A 15,718-nucleotide genomic window follows, 5' to 3' on the forward strand; every position below is an offset into this window, starting at 1 on the left:
CTCAGTCGCTGAAGTGGTCGAACGAGCTCAGTTGTAAATCCAGCGGCTGTCCGGCCGCATCCACCAGCCGCAAGCCTGCATGCGTCTCGATGCGGCCCACGCGCGTGGCGGGCGTGCCGCAGCTGATCGCCAGTGCGGCGATGGCGTCGCGCGACGATGCGGGCGCCGTGAAGCACAGTTCATAATCGTCGCCGCCGGCGGCCGTGTAGCGGCGGCGCAGGCCTGTTTCCTGCCGCGCCAGCACGGGGCCGGCCGGCAGGGCGTCGACGTCCAGGGTGGCGCCCACGCGCGACGCTTTCAAGATGTGACCGAGGTCGCCGACCAGGCCGTCCGAAATGTCGATGGCGGCATGCGCGAGGCCCGCTTCGGCCAGCGCGCAACCGAGCGCCACGCGCGGCGTCGGTGTGTGCATGCGCGCGCCTGCAGTGGCCAGGTCGGATGGCGATAATTCCTGTTCCATGCGGTAGCCGGCCAGTGCCAGGCGCGCGTCGCCCAGGGTGCCGCTGACCCAGATGTCGTCGCCCGCCACGGCCGCGCTGCGGCGCAGGGCCTGGCCCGGCGCCAGTTCGCCAAACACGGTGATGCAGATATTCAGGGGCCCCTTGGTGGTGTCGCCGCCGATGAGTTCGCAATCAAACGCGTCGGCCAGCGCGAACAGGCCGTCGGCAAAGCCGGCCAGCCAGGCGCGTTCCGCTTGCGGCAGGGCCAGGGCCAACGTGAATGCCACGGGACGCGCGCCCATGGCGGCCAGGTCGGACAGGTTCACGGCCAGGCTTTTGTGGCCGAGCATGCGGGCGTCGGCGCCGGCAAAGAAGTGCCGGTCCTCGACCAGCATGTCCGACGAGATGGCGATCTGCTTGCCGGCCGCTGGCGTCATCAGCGCGCAATCGTCGCCGATGCCCAGGGTGGCGCGGCCGGGGCGCTGGCGCACGAAATAGTGTTTGATCAGGTCGAATTCGGAAAGCGCGTCGTGTGGGGCCATGGCGTGGTCTGTTCGTTGAATGATGGTGTGGCCCGGCTATTATAGGCTGGCCTACAATACAGGCCTTTGTCACTGCCGAGCAACTTGCCATGCCCCTTTCCGATATTCACGACTTACTGCAATCCTGGCTCGACCACGGCTGGCTGCGCGACCCGCAAGCCGTCGGCCTGGCCACCTTTGAGGCGCAGGAGCTGGCGGCGCGCGGCTTCGACGCCATCAGCGACGGCGGCCAGCTGTGCCTGTACGAGGACGAGCGCCTGTTCCGCAGGGGCAAGCGGCCCGTGCAGGCGTCGTTCAAGGCGTATCTGCAGCGCGGCCAGCTGGGCGCGAATGGCCTGGACCTCGGTTACCAGGTGCGCCTGGCCGGCTTCCTGCGCGCGGCGCGGCAGCCCTTGCCCGCGTTTCGCGTGCTGCTGGAACAGGGCGGCCGCAGCGGCGCCCTGCTGTTCGACAGCGGCCTGGTGCTGCAGTTTGCCGCCAATTTGCGCGGCAAGCCCCGCCATTATTATCTGACCCTGGTCGAGGGGCACGTGGCCGACGCCGAGCTTCCAGACCGCGACAGCGATATCGACTTGCGCGCGGCCAGCGTGGGCCATGTCCAGGCCCTGTACGACAGCCGCGATCCTGCCGACCTGCAGCGCCTGGCCCGGCGCGGCAATGCAGCGCTGCGCGAGCTGGCGCAGCTGCTCGCTGCTTAGCCCTTCTTCGCCTGTGCCATGCCGTGCAGCAGCTTGGCCAGCAACTGGTCGAGCTGGCGCTGCTCGTCCGCGTTCAAGGCCGACAGCATGGCGCGCTCGTTCTCCACATGCAGCAGCACCAGCTTTTCAATCAAGGCCAGTCCCTGGGGCGTGAGGGCCACCAGCACGCCGCGCCGGTCCGTCGGGTGCTTCTGCCGTTCGATCAGGCCGGCCGCTTCCAGCCGGTCGATGCGGTTGGTCATGCCGCCCGAAGACAGCATGGCCGCCTCGTACAGGGCCGTCGGCGTCAGGCTGTAGGGCGCGCCCGAGCGGCGCAATGTCGCCAGCACGTCGAATTCGCCCGGCTGCAAGCCGTGTTCGGCGAACAGGGGATTGAGCCAGTCGCGCGCCATCAGCTGCGCCACCGTGCCCAGCTGTCCCACCAGCTGCATGGCGCGCGTATCCATCTGCGGCAGCTCGCGCTGCCATTGTGCGGCGGCAAATTGCGCGCGCGTGTGTTCTTGCGGGGGAGTTGTCATGGGGTATGCATTTATCTCGACCTCAAGATAGATTTCTATCTTTATGTTAAGATACTTTTCATCAAGTGATTATGTCACGCATTAAACCATGTGCCTCCCTGCGAGGCAAGGACTACTCTGCCATGCCTGTTGAACGCCCCGTCTCTTCCCCGCTGCCCTCGTCCGCCCTGCTGGTGGCCGCCATCATCCTGCTGGGCCTGAATTTGCGCCCCATCCTGGCCGCCATCGGTCCCTTGCTCGACAGCATCCAGGCCAGCACGGGCCTCAGCAATGCCGACGCGGGCTTGCTGACCACCGTGCCCGTGTTCGCCATGGGCGTGTGCGCGCTGGCGGGCGCCCAGCTGCAGCGCCGCCTGGGCGTGGCGCGCGGCATCGGACTCGGCATCGCCATCATCGCTGCCGCCTGCGCGCTGCGCTGGCCCCTGCACGGCAGCGGCGGCCTGATCGCCACGGCGGCGCTGGGCGGCCTGGGCATCGCGCTGGTGCAGGCCTTGCTGCCGGCCTTCATCAAGCGCCATTTCCCCGAACGGGCGGGCCAGTTGATGGGCTTTTATACGACGGGCATCATGGGCGGCGCGGCCATTGCCGCCGCGTCCGCCTCACCGCTGGCGCAAAGCTGGGGCTGGCAAGCGCTGCTGGCCCTGTGGGCGCTGCCCGCCGTGGCCGCCGCGCTGCTGTGGCGCCGCGCCGCCGCCTCGCGCGTGGAGGTGACCGGCGGCGCGGGCGCCAGCCTGCCCGTGGGCAGCCGCCGCGCCTGGCTGCTGATGGTGTTCTTTGGCATCGGCACGGGGGCGTACACGCTGGTGCTGGCCTGGCTGCCGCCGTTTTATACGGAACTGGGCTGGAGCGCGGCCGACAGCGGCTTGCTGCTCGGTGGCCTGACCCTGGTGGAAGTGCTGGCGGGACTGGTGATTTCCAGCATCATCCACCGCTTTCCCGACCGCCGCATCCTGTTATTGTCGGTCTTGCTGGCAGTGCTGGCCGGCCTGGCTTGCCTGATCGTGGCGCCCGCGCAGCTGGCCATTCCCGCCGTGATCCTGCTCGGCTGCGGCATCGGCGCCCTGTTTCCCCTGTCGCTGATCGTCAGCATGGACCACGTGCGTGACCCGGCCGGCGCCGGCGCCTTGCTGGGCTTCGTCCAGGGCGGCGGCTACATCATCGCCAGCAGCATGCCCTTCATCGCCGGCCTGATCCGCCAGCATTCGTCCAGCCTGGCCCAGGCGTGGATGGTGATGGCGGGGGGCGTCGTGCTGTTGCTGCTGATCGCCGTGCGCTTCGCGCCGGGGGCGCGGCTGGCCGGTGCGCGCTAGCGTGCGCATGGCGTATCGGCCAGCTGATATATTTCGGCTATGAACATCGTCGACCACTATTTAGCCGGCTTGCGCCAGGCCATGCCGCCCGAGCCGCTGGCGGAGCTGGCGCTGGCCAGCGGCGCCAGCGCGATGCAACTGGCCAGCTTGCGCCAGGCCTATCCGCTGTGCCCGGACAGCCTGCTGCGCCTGCTGGGCCAGTACAACGGCACCTATTACCAGGAGTATCCCGGCGGCATGGTGCTGGTGTACATGCTGGGCTCGGACGTGTTCGAGTATCCGTATTACCTGAGTTCCGTCGAACAGATCCTGGAAGACCGGCAAGCGAACCAGCGCAGCATCGCCGATATCTACGGCCATTACCTGGAAGACGACCCCGGCATCGTCGACACCCGCATCGACGCGGGCATCCAGCAGGGCCAGCGCCTGTGCTTTTCGCATTGCATGAACAATGGCGGCTCCTCGCGCCTGTATGTCGATTTCACGCCCACGGCGTCGGGCAAGGTGGGGCAGGTCGTGCGCTTCCTGCACGATCCTGATAGCTACCAGGTCATCGCCGACAGCTTCGACGCGTATCTGCAAATGCTGATCGATGACGATTACGGCTTCCTGATCGATGACAATTTCGAATAAGCGCGCCGCGCCGCCGTCCCTGCTGCCCGCCAACCGCCGCATCGTGCTGTCCGGCGAGGATGCGCTGCGCATCCTGCGCGAGATCGAATTTTTGTTGATATCGCTCCATAACATCGGCCGCCATTATTATCCCGACGGCGACGATGACGGCGCCGATGCCCTGCGCCGCGCCCGGTATTGCGCGGAGACGACGCGCTTCATCGACGAGGAGCAAGCGACGACGCGCCTGGCCCTGATGCGCCGCATCCTGTCCGCCCCATTTGACACCAGCCTGGGTGACGACGACATGGACGATCTCGAGCGCGCCGTCGCCGCGCTGCCGCTGTGGCGTGCTCCCGGCGACTGATCATAAAAACTAATTGAAATCTAAAATTTGATAGTTTTTCCTGTTCAGGACGTTTGTGCCGCCGGACGGCCTTACAATGCTAGGTTATGCGTTTTCGTGATATCAGACTGTGGCTAGCGGAAAATACCTAGCTAATTGAAAGAATCGGTCTGATAAAATCCGGAACACCCGATCGACCAAACAGGAAGGCAGCACAGCATGGATTCGTCATCTGATAAAAAAGAAGAATTGCGTCAACAATTGCGCTTGGCCGCACTCGAGTATCACGAGTGCCCGCGCCCCGGCAAAATCAGCGTGACGCCGACCAAACAACTGACCAACCAGCGCGACCTGGCACTGGCCTACTCGCCAGGCGTGGCGGCACCGTGCGAAGAAATCGTCATCGATCCGGCGAATGCCTATAAGTACACGGCGCGCGGCAACCTGGTGGCCGTCATCACCAACGGCACGGCCGTGCTGGGACTGGGCAATATCGGCCCGCTGGCCGCCAAGCCGGTGATGGAAGGCAAGGGCGTGCTGTTCAAGAAATTCGCCGGCATCGACGTCTTCGACATCGAAATCAACGAATCGGATCCCGATAAACTGGTCGACATCATCGCGTCGCTGGAACCGACCTTCGGCGGCGTGAACCTGGAAGACATCAAGGCGCCCGAGTGCTTCTACATCGAGCGCCAGCTGCGCGACCGCATGAAGATTCCCGTCTTCCATGATGACCAGCACGGCACCGCCATCATCGTCGGCGCGGCCATCCTGAACGGCCTGAAAGCCGTCGGCAAGAAGATCGAGGACTGCAAGCTGGTGGTCTCGGGCGCGGGCGCGGCGGCATTGGCCTGCCTGGACCTGATCGTCGACCTGGGCTTCCCCCTGAAAAACATCTACGTCACCGATCTGGCCGGCGTCGTCTACAAGGGCCGCGCGGAACTGATGGATCCGGACAAGGAACGCTTCGCGCAAGACACGCCGCTGCGCACCCTGGGCGAAGTCATCCCGGACGCCGACATCTTCCTCGGCGTTTCCGCCGCGGGCGTGCTGAAACAGGACATGGTGCGCAAGATGGCGCCGAACCCGCTGATCCTGGCGCTGGCCAACCCGAATCCGGAAATCCTGCCGGAAGAAGTCAAGGCCGTGCGCAGCGACGCCATCATCGCCACGGGCCGTTCGGACTATCCGAACCAGGTCAACAACGTGCTGTGCTTCCCGTACATCTTCCGCGGCGCCCTCGATTGCGGCGCCACCACCATCACGCGCGAGATGGAAATCGCCGTCGTGCACGCGATCGCCGACCTGGCGCATGCCGAGCAGTCCGACATCGTCGCCACCACCTACGGCATCAGCAACCTGTCGTTCGGCCCTGAATACCTGATCCCGATGCCCTTCGATCCGCGTTTGCTGATCAAGATCGCGCCGGCCGTGGCCAAGGCGGCCGAGGATTCCGGCGTCGCCACGCGTCCGATCAAGGACTTGCAGGCGTATGCGGACAGCCTGCAGCAATTCGTCTACCGCAGCGGCACCTTCATGAAGCCGCTGTTCCTGATGGCCAAATCCACGCCAGCCGAACTCAAGCGCATCGTCTACGCCGAAGGCGAAGAAGAGCGCGTGCTGCGCGCCGTGCAAGTGGTGGTCGATGAAAAACTGGCGCGTCCCATCCTGGTGGGCCGTCCGCCCGTGCTCGAAGCGCGCATCCAGAAGTTCGGCCTGCGTCTCAAGCAAGGCGTCGATTTCGACGTCATCAACCCGGACTTCGACGAGCGCTATCGCGATTACTGGAACACGTACTACGCCATGACCAGCCGCAAGGGCGTTACCGAGGAATACGCGAAGCTGGAAATGCGCCGCCGCCACACCCTGATCGGCTCGATGATGATCCACAAGGGCGACGCGGACGGCATGATCTGCGGCACCTTCGGCACCACCCAGCTGCACCTGAAATACATCGACCAGGTGCTGGGCAAGCGCGCCGGCAGCAACGTGTATGCGGCCATGAACGTCTTGATCATGCCGGAGCGCCAGCTGGTGATGGTCGACACGCACGTCAATGAAAACCCGGACGCCGAGCAGCTGGCCGAGATCACCATCATGGCCGCCGAAGAGATGACCCGTTTCGGCCTGTCGCCGCGCGCGGCCCTGCTGTCGCACTCGAACTTCGGTTCCAGCGACAGCGCCTCGGCGCAAAAGATGCGCGCCGCCCTGGCCATCGTCAAGGAACGTGCGCCGGACCTGGAAATCGACGGCGAAATGCACGGCGATACGGCCCTCGACAGCAAGCTGCGTCAAAAGATCATGCCGAATTCGGCACTGAAGAACGACGCCAACCTGCTCGTCATGCCGAACATCGAATCGGCCAACATCGCCTACAACCTGGTGAAGACGGCGGCCGGCAACGGCATCGCCGTGGGTCCGATCCTGCTCGGCTGCGCCAAGCCCGTGCACATTCTGACGCCATCGGCCACCGTGCGCCGCATCGTCAACATGACGGCCTTGTGCGTGGTCGACGCAGTGGCCCAGCGTAAGGTCTAAGCGTTAGCTGCACATGAAAAGCCGCCCCATCCGCAAGGAGGGGCGGCTTTTTTACGTCGGTGGGACGGGCAGGGCCGTGGCGGCCGGCTGGCGGCGCAGGTAATAGTGGCGGTACAGCATGATCTCGCCCCATACCAGCAGCAGCGCGACCAGCGCGAACAGGGCCAGCGTGATCTTGAGCGAGTTGAAATACGCGCCGGCCTGGCGCTTGATGGCGTCGACGAAAATCATCGGCACTGACTTGTCGAGTTTGCTGAAGTCGGCCTGGCGCGCCACGTCGGTGGTCAGGCGCACGGCCAGGTCGGTGCCCAGCGCGGCCAGCTCGCCCGTCGCCTGGCCACGGAAGTTGGCGCCCTTGAGCGCTTCGCCGAGCAGGCCGACCCTGGCGATCAGCTGTTCCTGCAGCACTTGCGTCAGCAGCACGCTGCCGCGGCGCAGGATGAATTCATTGATCCAGCGCGCCTTGCTGCGTTCCCAGTAGCTGCTGGACGTGGGCTGGTAATACATGCCTTGCACGTAGGGTTCGAGCAGGCTGCGCACGCTGATGGGCTGGCCCGGGGCGATCAGCTTGACCTGCTGCTCCAGGTAGACGCGCAGCGCCGGCATCTGCGCTTCGACCACCGGCTGCAGGTCGCGCTCGAGGGCCTGGTTGACCATGCGGTGTGCGCTGTGCACGGCGCCAAACCCGCCGCCGAGGAGCGGCAGCGCGAGCAGGATCAACACATAGCTGAGCTTGGCGGCCACATGCCAGGCGCGCGGACGGCGCACGAGCAGGCATTTTCTGGCCAGCTGGTAGCAGATGCCGAGCGCCAGCACAAAGCCGAGCATGCCATACAGCAGCATCGATGGCAGGGCGGTCCACAGCAGTTCACTGCCGAACGGCGCCAGGCTGCTGCCCCAATTGATCATTTGTTGCTTCATCTACATTGCCTTGATATGGAAAATAAGGCAAGTATAGCCATTGTGCAACAGAACGTGGCGCGCGGGACCTCAGTGCGCCATCAGCACGGGCAAGGTCATCTGGCGCAGCACCGTTTCCGTCACGCCGCCCAGCAGGATTTCGCGGAAGCGGGCGTGGCCGTAGCCGCCCATGACCAGCAGGTCCGCATGCACTTCGGCCGTCATGGCCAGCAGCGCCGCGCCGACGTCGCCCGTGGTGACGGCGGGGCGCACCTCGACGGGCACGCCATGGCGGCTCAGGTAGGCGGCGATGTCGGCGCCCGGATGGCGGGCCGGCTGTGCGTGGCCGGCCGGCGGGTGCAGCAGGGCGAGCACCACCAGGCGCGCCGCGCGCAGCAGGGGCAGGGCGTGGCCGACGGCGCGCGTCGCTTCCATGCTGCCATCCCAGGCCACCACCACGGTGTTGTCCACTTGCGCGAATTGACCGCTGCGCGGCACGATCAGCACGGGACGGGCCGCGTTCAGCATGACGTAGGGCACCAGGTCGCTCATGGCGCCGGGCAGCGCTTCGCTGGCGTCGTGCTGGCTGAGCACCGTCAAGTCGCTGTAGCGGGCGCTGACGGCCAGGCCGCCATCCTCGTGGTCTTCGATCAGGCGCCGCTCGAGCGAAACGGCGCCCGCCTGGCGCGCCAGCGTTTCAAACTGGGCCAGCGCCTGCTCCGCCTGTCCGTGCAGGGCGGTAATTTGCGCCGCCACGGCGCCGCCGCGCATGCCGCGGTTGTTTTCCAGGGTAAAGCGCGATACGCCCGTCATGGCGGCGCCGATCAGGTGCGCCTGGTGCGTGTGCGCCAGCCGCGCCGCGATGGCGACGCGCTGCGGCGCATGGCGCGACAGGTCGGCGTGGACGAGGATGGATTTGTAAGCCATGGTGTCATTCGCTAGTCAGGGTGGCAACAAGGCTAGAACGGCAACACGGGCAAGTCCAGCATTGCCGTGCCGGCGGGCGGTTTTCTTATGCGGGGCTTGACGTGGGTCAAAAAAACACGGGCGAGGGCCTTTCGCAAGGCGATAGCCAGGAGATTGCGAGCTGTTTGATATGCATCAAAATGCGGGGTCCGCCACCAGCCATAATGGCCTTGAACTCCTTGCCCTTCCAGTGGTCTGCATCGGCGCCGGCGCCATCTGTCCGGCACTTCCTTGTGTGACGCAACAACGCTGGCCGTGGCGGGAGTTCACTTCTCGGGCTTCCAGGCCTTCTCGTATTCTTTTCGGCCAGCACGCGCAGTGTGGCGCCTTGCCTGGAGTCATGCTACATTCGCGTCCTGTTTTTCTGAAAGGATGACGATGCCTTTAGGTAATAACGGTAACAACTTCTTGCAGCACAATCAGCAAGCCTGGGATGCCCAGGCTGCACGGAACAGCCCGTGGTCGCAGCCCGTCGACAGCGCCACCATCGCCGCGGCCCGTGCCGGGCAGTGGCAAATCCATCTGACGCCCGGTCCCTTGCCGGCCGGCTGGCTGGGCGAGGTGCGCGGCAAGCGCATCCTGTGCCTGGCCGGTGCCGGCGGGCAGCAGGCGCCCGTGCTGGCTGCCGCCGGCGCGCACGTCACCGTCTTCGATCTGTCTGAACAGCAACTGGCGCAAGACCGCATGGTGGCCGAACGCGACGGCTTGCAACTGGCCACCGTCCAGGGCGATATGCGCGATCTGGCCTGCTTTGCCGACGCCAGCTTCGATGTCATCATCCACCCCGTGTCGAACCAGTACGTGCCCGATATCGCCCCCGTGTGGCGCGAATGCGCGCGCGTGCTGGCCGATGGCGGCGTGCTGCTGAGCAGTTTCTTCAACCCGGCGGTGTTCATCGGCGACCGCGATCCGCAATGGGCACAGCAGGGCTTGATACGGCCCCGTTTCGTGCTGCCGTATTCGGATGTGGAGGATATGGATGCCGATGCGCTGGCGGCGCGCATGGAAAAGGGCGAGGCGCTGGTCTTCGGCCACGGCCTGGACAGCCAGATCGGCGGCCAGCTGGCGGCGGGCTTCGTGTTGGCCGGTTACCACGAGGAAATGCATCCCCACCCGCGCTTTGAAATTGAAAAATTCCTGCCCAGCTTTATCGCCACGCGGGCCGTCAGGCTGGCGCGCGCGCTATAGCGATCATTAGTTGTACGGCTGCAAGTCCAGCCAGACGGCGTACGACAGGCGCTTGCCGTTCCACAGGCCGCCGCCGCGGATGACGGCGTCGCACGAGGTCAGCTGGCCCACCAGATCCATGCGGCCCAGGTTGCGGCGCAGGCGCAGGGCGTCGTTGTGCGACAGGTAGCCCACCAGCAGGCCGTCGATGAAGACGGCGATGGCCTTGTCCTGGAACGGGTTGGCATCGTCGCAGACGAGCAGGGCCAGGCATTTTTCTTCCGCGTTGCCGGGGCCGTGTTCGCCGGCCAGCCTGGCGATGGCGGGTTGGTACATCGCTTCGTTTTCCACTTCCGACGCAAAGCGCCCCTCGTCGCTCCAGTGGTGCGCCGGTGCGCCCGCAGGGATCGCCGGCACGTACTGGCGCACGGACACGAGCGGCTTGTGCAGCGGTTTGACGGGCGTGCGGCCGCTGAAGACGTAGTACAGCAGGGCGATGACGATCACGATGGCAAGCAGGTAAAGCATGGTATCTCTCTGATTTCTAAGGGGGAAGCCGGGATCGCGGGCATGCCGCGCGGCGTTGCCGCTACTATAGCAAGTTCGCCGCCCGGTCCCGGGTAAATCTGGCCATCAGATGACGCCGCCGGCGCAGCGCCAGCGGATCGTTCAGCACGATGGGCGAGGCGCCCGTCAAGCCCGAATAATACTGGCCGTGCCGGCGCAGGACGAAGGCATAGTCGCGCAGCGCGTGGCCGTGCGCCAGCATGCGCGCATCGCAATCGACCTCGATGGCAAAGCGCAGCCGGTGCAGCTGCCACCACAGGGGCACATTCCACGGCATGATCACGATCAAGGCGTAGGCCAGGGCCAGCAACTGCGGATCGCGCGCGGCCAGTCGGCATTGTGCATGCGCCAGCAGCAGCGCTTGTTGTTGGGGAGGAATCAGTTGCAGCCAGACGGGCATCACGATGCGCGGTCGCAGCAGCCCCGCCACGCAGGGGCCGATGCCGCCGCTTAAGTGCACTGGCGTGCCCAGCAGCGATGTTTTCTGCCAGCGGCGCTGGTGCGACAGCAGCCAGATGCTGCGTAGCGCCAGCAGCAAGAGCATGCCGCTCGATAAGACAAACCAGCCCAGTTTCAGCTGCGCCTGCTCCGCCGGCATGGCCTTCAGCACGCCGGGCAGCCACGCCAGAGGCAAGATGACGGACGCGGCGATGGCCGCCAGCCACAGCCAGCGTGTCGTGCGCCCGCGCCGTTGCCGCGCGCGCTCGGCGCGCCAGGCGGTAGCGCTCAACAGCAGCGCCAGCACCATGCAGCACAGCAGCCAGACCGGCATCGGGCGCCTAGCGCTTCAGCTCCATGCCGACGGAGGCGGGCGCCGTATGCTTGAAACCGAACTGCGCGTACAGGTCTTGCGCCTGGCCATCGGCGATCAGGCTGACGTACGCGCTTTCCGGCACGTCGCTGTCGATGAACTGGCGGATTTCGCGCATGATCAGCTTGCCCAAGCCCTTGCCCTGGTGGGCCGGCAGCACGGCGATATCGACGACCTGGTAAAAACAGCCGCCATCGCCGATGACCCTGCCCATGCCGACGACCTCGTCGCCATGCAGCACTTGCACGGCAAACAGGGAATTCGGCAAGCCCTTGGCCGCCGCCTCCGCGGTTTTCGCGCTCAGCCCGGCGGCGACGCGCAGCTGCTGATAGGTGGCGATGGAGGGAATGGCCAGGCGGGTGGTGTAGGGCGATGCGGCGGTCAAGACGGTCTCCTGTGAATTGGTTGGAGCGGCAATTATAGGCGGCCATGCGTTTCTGGGGCGGCACGCTTTATTCGCCGCGCCCTATGTCGTGCGCGGCGCTTTTGCGCTATGGTGGCGTCATTCATTTATTTGTTGAAAGCATGCCATGTCCGCAGGATTTACCGCCACCGAGTTGTCCGTCATCCATGAAGACGACGCCCTGATCACCACCCTGGCCGCGCCAGCGGGCAAAGGCGAGCCCGTCTACCTGATGCTGCAGCGCGCCGATGAATACGACGAGCAGGACGTCGCTACGGGCATGGACGAACCGTATATTGAATATGGCGGCCAGGAATTTGCGTGGTATGGCCACATGCACGCCGTGATCCTGCATCCGAACCGCCTGTCCGTGCAGATGGATGCCGAGGCCGCCATGCAGATGGATGACGACGGCCAGATCGACGTGCGTTTCAACTTGACGCCCGAGCGCTACGCCCAGCTGCAGCAGGCGCTGCGCACCACGTTCGAGGGCTGCGACTACTATCGCGAAGAACGTTGATCTGCGCGGACGGCGCCGGCCACGGCGTCGCGTATGCTCGATAGCGGGCATTGACTGGGGGAGAATAAGATGACGGTGCTGATACTCGGTTTGCTGCTGTTCCTGGGCTTGCACTCGGTACGCATCGTCGCCGACGGCTGGCGCAGCGCCCAGCTGGCTCGCCTCGGCGAAAAGCGCTGGAAGGGGCTGTACTCGCTCGTGGCGTTTGCCGGCCTGGGCCTGATCATCTGGGGCTACGCCCTGGCGCGCCAGCAGCCGCAGGTGCTGTGGACGCCGCCCATGGGCTTGCGCCACGCCAGCGGCCTGTTGATGCTGTTCTCGCTGATTTTGCTGGCGGCGGCCAATGTGCCGCGCAACCGCGTCAAGACCCTGGTGCACCACCCCATGCTGCTCGGCACGCAACTCTGGGCCGTCGCGCATCTGCTGGCCAACGGCAACGTGGCCGACGTGCTGCTGTTCGGCGGCTTCCTCGTCTGGTCGTCGGTGGATATGGTTTCCGCCGTGCAGCGCGACCGCGCGGCCGGCGTGGCATACCAGGGCGGCACCGTCCAAGGCACCCTGATCGCCATAGTCGCGGGCTGTGCGCTGTGGCTGCTGCTGGCGTTCTGGCTGCACGGTGTGCTGTTTGGCGTGCGGCCGTTTGGGTAGCGGGATGGAGCAAGCGAGGGAGCGTGGCCTGCGACGAGCTGAGCGACAAACCGGGCGCGGCCAGGGCGTTTACATAAAAAACATAAAAAAACCCGCAGCATCTGGCGATGGGCGGGTTTGATCAGGTGCAACTAAAGTGTTCTGTGGTGCCGGGAGCCGGAATCGAACCGGCACGCTGTTTCCAGCGCGGGATTTTGAGTCCCGTGCGTCTACCTATTCCGCCATCCCGGCAACGCGAGACGCATTATCACTGATTTGTCACAATCTGGCAAGTTTTATGCTTGGCGTGCGTTTTGCCCAAGCCTGCAGAATCTGTGACGATGCCGATTCCAGCGCAAGAAGCGGAGTGCCGCGCCTGGCTTGCCGGCCTATCTTTTCCCTTTCATCCACATGAAGGGGACGCAAATGTTACAACTGGAAAATAAGGTCGCGATCATCACGGGTGCCAGCTCGGGCATTGGCCATGCGGCGGCGCGCCTGTTCGCGCGCGAGGGGGCGCGGCTGGTGCTGGTGGCGCGGCGGCAGAAGGAACTCGATGCGCTGGTGGCGCAGCTGGCGGAAGGGGGCGCGCAAGCCGTGGCCTGTGCCGGCGATGTGGCCGACGCGGCATGCGCGCAAGCGGCCGTGGCGCTGGCGCTGCAACGCTTTGGCGGCCTCGATATCGCCTTCAATAATGCGGGCACCCTGGGACCCATGGGGCCCACGCAGGAAGTTGCCCTGGAAGACTGGCGGGCGGCGGTCGACACCAATCTCACCAGTGCCTTCCTGGCCGCCAAATATCAGCTGCCCGCCATGGCGGCGCGCGGCGGCGGCTCGCTGATTTTTACCTCGACCTTTGTCGGTCATACGCTGGGCATGTCCGGCATGGCCGCGTATGCGGCCAGCAAGGCGGGCGTGATCGGCTTGACCAAGGCCCTGGCGGCCGAGTATGGCACGGCGGGTATCCGCGTGAATGCCCTGCTGCCGGGCGGCACCGATACGCCGATGGGGCGCGCAGTGGCGAATACACCCGAAGCGCTGGCCTTCGTGGCGGGCTTGCATGCGTTAAAACGTCTGGCTACGCCGGACGAGATCGCCCGCTCGGCGCTGTACCTGGCGTCCGATGCCTCGAGCTTCACCACCGGCACGGCGCTGCTGGCCGATGGCGGCGTGTCCATCGTGCGCGCATAAAGCACGCGCAGAAACGCCGACGGCCCGGGGATGAGCCGGGCCGTCGGTTGTGTGCGCTACATCAAGCTCAGTTTCAAGCTCAGTTGTGAACCGAGTTCAGCTGACGCGCGATGATGTCGTGGTTGAGCCAGATGACGGGCGCTGGCGGCTCCGACATGGTGTGGAACATCAGCGGGCCCGTGCCTTCCAGCACCAGCGAGCTCAGGTGATCGGTGATCAGTTCCTTGCGGTCCTTGTGCAGCTTGGTGATGTCGTCCGAGGTGCCGATCATGACGTCGGCCAGCTCTGGCGTGTTGTCCATCGGCCAGGCGGCGAAGTTGCGGAACTGCACGCTGGTGGCGTCGCCGTTGTAGGCGGCGATACGGTCGAGCAAGTCTTGCAGCGACACGCCGTCTTCCAGCAAGCTCTGGCAGATTTTCCACTGTTCTTCGGCCCAGGCAGCGCCGCCTTCTTTTTTCAGCGCGTCGAGCAGGGGGAACAGCGACAGTTCCACGCCGACGAAAATGTCGGAGGAATTCGTGCGGATTTCCGGGCAATTGAAGACGGTCGCCTTGATGCCTTTTTCCCACGCGGCCTTGGCCACGTTTTCCAGGCGCATCTTGGCCAGGCCTTGCGTGTAGTTGCTGTAGGTTTGCCACTGGTATTTGCCGTCGATCAAGATCTCGGTGCCGTGGTAGCCGTAGGCGCTGTAGCGCACCTGGCCGCCCGTTTGCTCGATGCGGGCGCGGATGGCGGCGCTGCCGTCGATCAGGTGCTGCAGGGTGTTGGCCGTGACTTCGTCGAAGTTCATCAGGATCAATTTACCCAGGTCGCTGTCGAGCAGGGCGCGCGAAGACATGAAGCGCTCGCCGCGGCCTTTGTAGATGCGGTTGGCGATCGCCAGGAAGACTTTGACCTTGGGAATGCCGCCGGCCATGGTGTGGGCGAAATACACATTGCTGCCGTCAGGAATCAGGCTGTCCAGTTCGGCCATGGCTTTCGCCACGGACGCGCTGAAGCGGGCGATGCCGGCTTCGCGGCAGCGTTCGATCTGCGCCCAGTCCAGCTTGTCTTCCTGCCAGCTTTTCAGGGTCATGTCGGCCAGCAGGGCCGTCGGCGTCGGTTCGCCGGCGGGCGCGTCGAGGTCGAAACCGGCCATCAGCGGCACATTGATGATGCGGCCGCCCAGGTTGGCTTCGGCTTCGGCCAGCTCTTCCGCGTTCAGCGGGCGCAGCGCCATGTTTTCATCGCGGCGGCCGACCGTCATACCGACGATATTCATGCCCGCCTTGCGCGCTTCGTCCAGCAAGCCATTCACATAGCCGCGGCCGAACAGCTCGCCGAACAGCACAAAGGTGTCGCCCTTGCGGAAGATATTTTTTTGCGGGATGTCTCTCAGGGACGTGATCTCGGTCATGGTGTCAATTCATTCAAAAATTAGCAGGGCAGACGGCTGGTGCTGCTGCCCGCTGGTTCAACATAGTGTGAAATTATGCGCCATTTCAGCGGGGAAAATCTTCTTGCGAATGATTCTCGTCTGGAATGGCATCTTCTTCTTCATGCAGCTCTTATTCTTTCGCCAA

The 15,718-nt window shown here is 65.0% G+C and carries 17 protein-coding genes and 1 tRNA gene; 9 read left to right on the top strand and 9 right to left on the bottom strand.

What is annotated here, in order from left to right:
• Position 1: 1 nt before the first annotated feature.
• Positions 2 to 982 carry a thiamine-phosphate kinase gene (gene thiL / locus OX462_RS03180; protein WP_409027756.1) on the bottom strand — a complete coding sequence of 327 codons (981 nt, stop codon included), beginning with the start codon at positions 980 to 982 and terminating at the stop codon, positions 2 to 4.
• An 89-nt stretch (positions 983 to 1,071) separates the two neighbouring features.
• Here thiL and OX462_RS03185 point away from each other — a divergent pair, with 89 nt between their 5' ends.
• Positions 1,072 to 1,680 (top strand): hypothetical protein, encoded by a 609-nt coding sequence (locus OX462_RS03185; protein WP_409027757.1) that lies wholly within the window; start codon positions 1,072 to 1,074, stop codon positions 1,678 to 1,680.
• On the opposite strand, the gene OX462_RS03190 is transcribed toward OX462_RS03185, so the two are convergent.
• Positions 1,677 to 2,198 carry a MarR family winged helix-turn-helix transcriptional regulator gene (locus tag OX462_RS03190; protein ID WP_409027758.1) on the bottom strand — a complete coding sequence of 174 codons (522 nt, stop codon included), beginning with the start codon at positions 2,196 to 2,198 and terminating at the stop codon, positions 1,677 to 1,679. The genes OX462_RS03185 and OX462_RS03190 overlap by 4 nt on opposite strands.
• A gap of 122 nt (positions 2,199 to 2,320) precedes the next feature.
• Between OX462_RS03190 and OX462_RS03195 the strand changes: the two genes are divergently transcribed.
• The 4 genes from OX462_RS03195 (at position 2,321) to OX462_RS03210 (ending at position 7,004) form a co-directional block, all read left to right on the top strand.
• Entirely contained in the window at positions 2,321 to 3,508 is a 1,188-nt protein-coding gene (locus tag OX462_RS03195) for an MFS transporter (protein ID WP_409027759.1), read from the top strand.
• Positions 3,509 to 3,547: 39 nt separating this feature from the next.
• Complete coding sequence (locus tag OX462_RS03200) at positions 3,548 to 4,141, top strand: SMI1/KNR4 family protein (protein ID WP_409027760.1); 594 nt, start codon at positions 3,548 to 3,550, stop codon at positions 4,139 to 4,141.
• Positions 4,125 to 4,487 (top strand): hypothetical protein, encoded by a 363-nt coding sequence (locus tag OX462_RS03205; RefSeq protein WP_217494230.1) that lies wholly within the window; start codon positions 4,125 to 4,127, stop codon positions 4,485 to 4,487. Before OX462_RS03200 ends, OX462_RS03205 begins: the two co-directional genes overlap by 17 nt.
• Positions 4,488 to 4,685: 198 nt before the next feature.
• The gene (locus OX462_RS03210) at positions 4,686 to 7,004 is read left to right on the top strand and encodes an NADP-dependent malic enzyme (protein ID WP_070220307.1); all 2,319 of its coding nucleotides are present in this window, start codon (positions 4,686 to 4,688) and stop codon (positions 7,002 to 7,004) included.
• A gap of 51 nt (positions 7,005 to 7,055) precedes the next feature.
• Here OX462_RS03210 and OX462_RS03215 read toward each other — a convergent pair whose 3' ends face one another.
• Both OX462_RS03215 and OX462_RS03220 read right to left on the bottom strand, forming a co-directional pair.
• Positions 7,056 to 7,925, bottom strand: a complete 870-nt coding sequence (locus tag OX462_RS03215; protein ID WP_409027761.1) for a hypothetical protein — start codon at positions 7,923 to 7,925, stop codon at positions 7,056 to 7,058.
• A gap of 69 nt (positions 7,926 to 7,994) precedes the next feature.
• Complete coding sequence (locus tag OX462_RS03220) at positions 7,995 to 8,831, bottom strand: universal stress protein (protein WP_409027762.1); 837 nt, start codon at positions 8,829 to 8,831, stop codon at positions 7,995 to 7,997.
• A 411-nt stretch (positions 8,832 to 9,242) separates the two neighbouring features.
• Between OX462_RS03220 and OX462_RS03225 the strand changes: the two genes are divergently transcribed.
• Positions 9,243 to 10,058 carry a class I SAM-dependent methyltransferase gene (locus tag OX462_RS03225; protein ID WP_070290941.1) on the top strand — a complete coding sequence of 272 codons (816 nt, stop codon included), beginning with the start codon at positions 9,243 to 9,245 and terminating at the stop codon, positions 10,056 to 10,058.
• A gap of 6 nt (positions 10,059 to 10,064) precedes the next feature.
• On the opposite strand, the gene OX462_RS03230 is transcribed toward OX462_RS03225, so the two are convergent.
• The 3 genes from OX462_RS03230 to OX462_RS03240 form a co-directional block, all read right to left on the bottom strand.
• Positions 10,065 to 10,565 (bottom strand): hypothetical protein, encoded by a 501-nt coding sequence (locus OX462_RS03230; protein WP_070220299.1) that lies wholly within the window; start codon positions 10,563 to 10,565, stop codon positions 10,065 to 10,067.
• Positions 10,566 to 10,629: 64 nt separating this feature from the next.
• The gene (locus OX462_RS03235; RefSeq protein ID WP_409027763.1) at positions 10,630 to 11,376 is read right to left on the bottom strand and encodes a M56 family metallopeptidase; all 747 of its coding nucleotides are present in this window, start codon (positions 11,374 to 11,376) and stop codon (positions 10,630 to 10,632) included.
• A gap of 7 nt (positions 11,377 to 11,383) precedes the next feature.
• Positions 11,384 to 11,800 (bottom strand): GNAT family N-acetyltransferase, encoded by a 417-nt coding sequence (locus tag OX462_RS03240; RefSeq protein ID WP_409027764.1) that lies wholly within the window; start codon positions 11,798 to 11,800, stop codon positions 11,384 to 11,386.
• 145 nt (positions 11,801 to 11,945) lie between these two features.
• Between OX462_RS03240 and OX462_RS03245 the strand changes: the two genes are divergently transcribed.
• Together OX462_RS03245 and OX462_RS03250 are read left to right on the top strand one after the other, a co-directional pair.
• On the top strand, positions 11,946 to 12,338 hold the full coding sequence (locus tag OX462_RS03245) for an Imm10 family immunity protein (protein WP_070290944.1): 393 nt from the start codon (positions 11,946 to 11,948) through the stop codon (positions 12,336 to 12,338).
• 69 nt (positions 12,339 to 12,407) lie between these two features.
• Positions 12,408 to 12,986 carry an NnrU family protein gene (locus OX462_RS03250; protein ID WP_070311647.1) on the top strand — a complete coding sequence of 193 codons (579 nt, stop codon included), beginning with the start codon at positions 12,408 to 12,410 and terminating at the stop codon, positions 12,984 to 12,986.
• A 144-nt stretch (positions 12,987 to 13,130) separates the two neighbouring features.
• On the opposite strand, the gene OX462_RS03255 is transcribed toward OX462_RS03250, so the two are convergent.
• Positions 13,131 to 13,217: transfer RNA gene (locus tag OX462_RS03255), tRNA-Leu, on the bottom strand.
• A 174-nt stretch (positions 13,218 to 13,391) separates the two neighbouring features.
• On the opposite strand from OX462_RS03255, the gene OX462_RS03260 reads away from it, so the two are divergent.
• A complete protein-coding gene (locus OX462_RS03260) occupies positions 13,392 to 14,156 on the top strand; it encodes an SDR family oxidoreductase (protein WP_409027765.1) in 765 nt (254 codons plus the stop codon).
• 79 nt (positions 14,157 to 14,235) lie between these two features.
• Here the strand turns inward: OX462_RS03260 and OX462_RS03265 are convergent, their stop codons facing one another.
• Positions 14,236 to 15,552, bottom strand: coding sequence for an enoyl ACP reductase FabMG family protein (locus OX462_RS03265; RefSeq protein WP_409027766.1), 1,317 nt, complete (start codon positions 15,550 to 15,552; stop codon positions 14,236 to 14,238).
• Positions 15,553 to 15,718 lie beyond the last annotated feature (166 nt).

It is taken from the genome of Janthinobacterium aestuarii (assembly GCF_046113285.1).
Classification (GTDB): Bacteria; Pseudomonadota; Gammaproteobacteria; order Burkholderiales; family Burkholderiaceae_D; genus Janthinobacterium.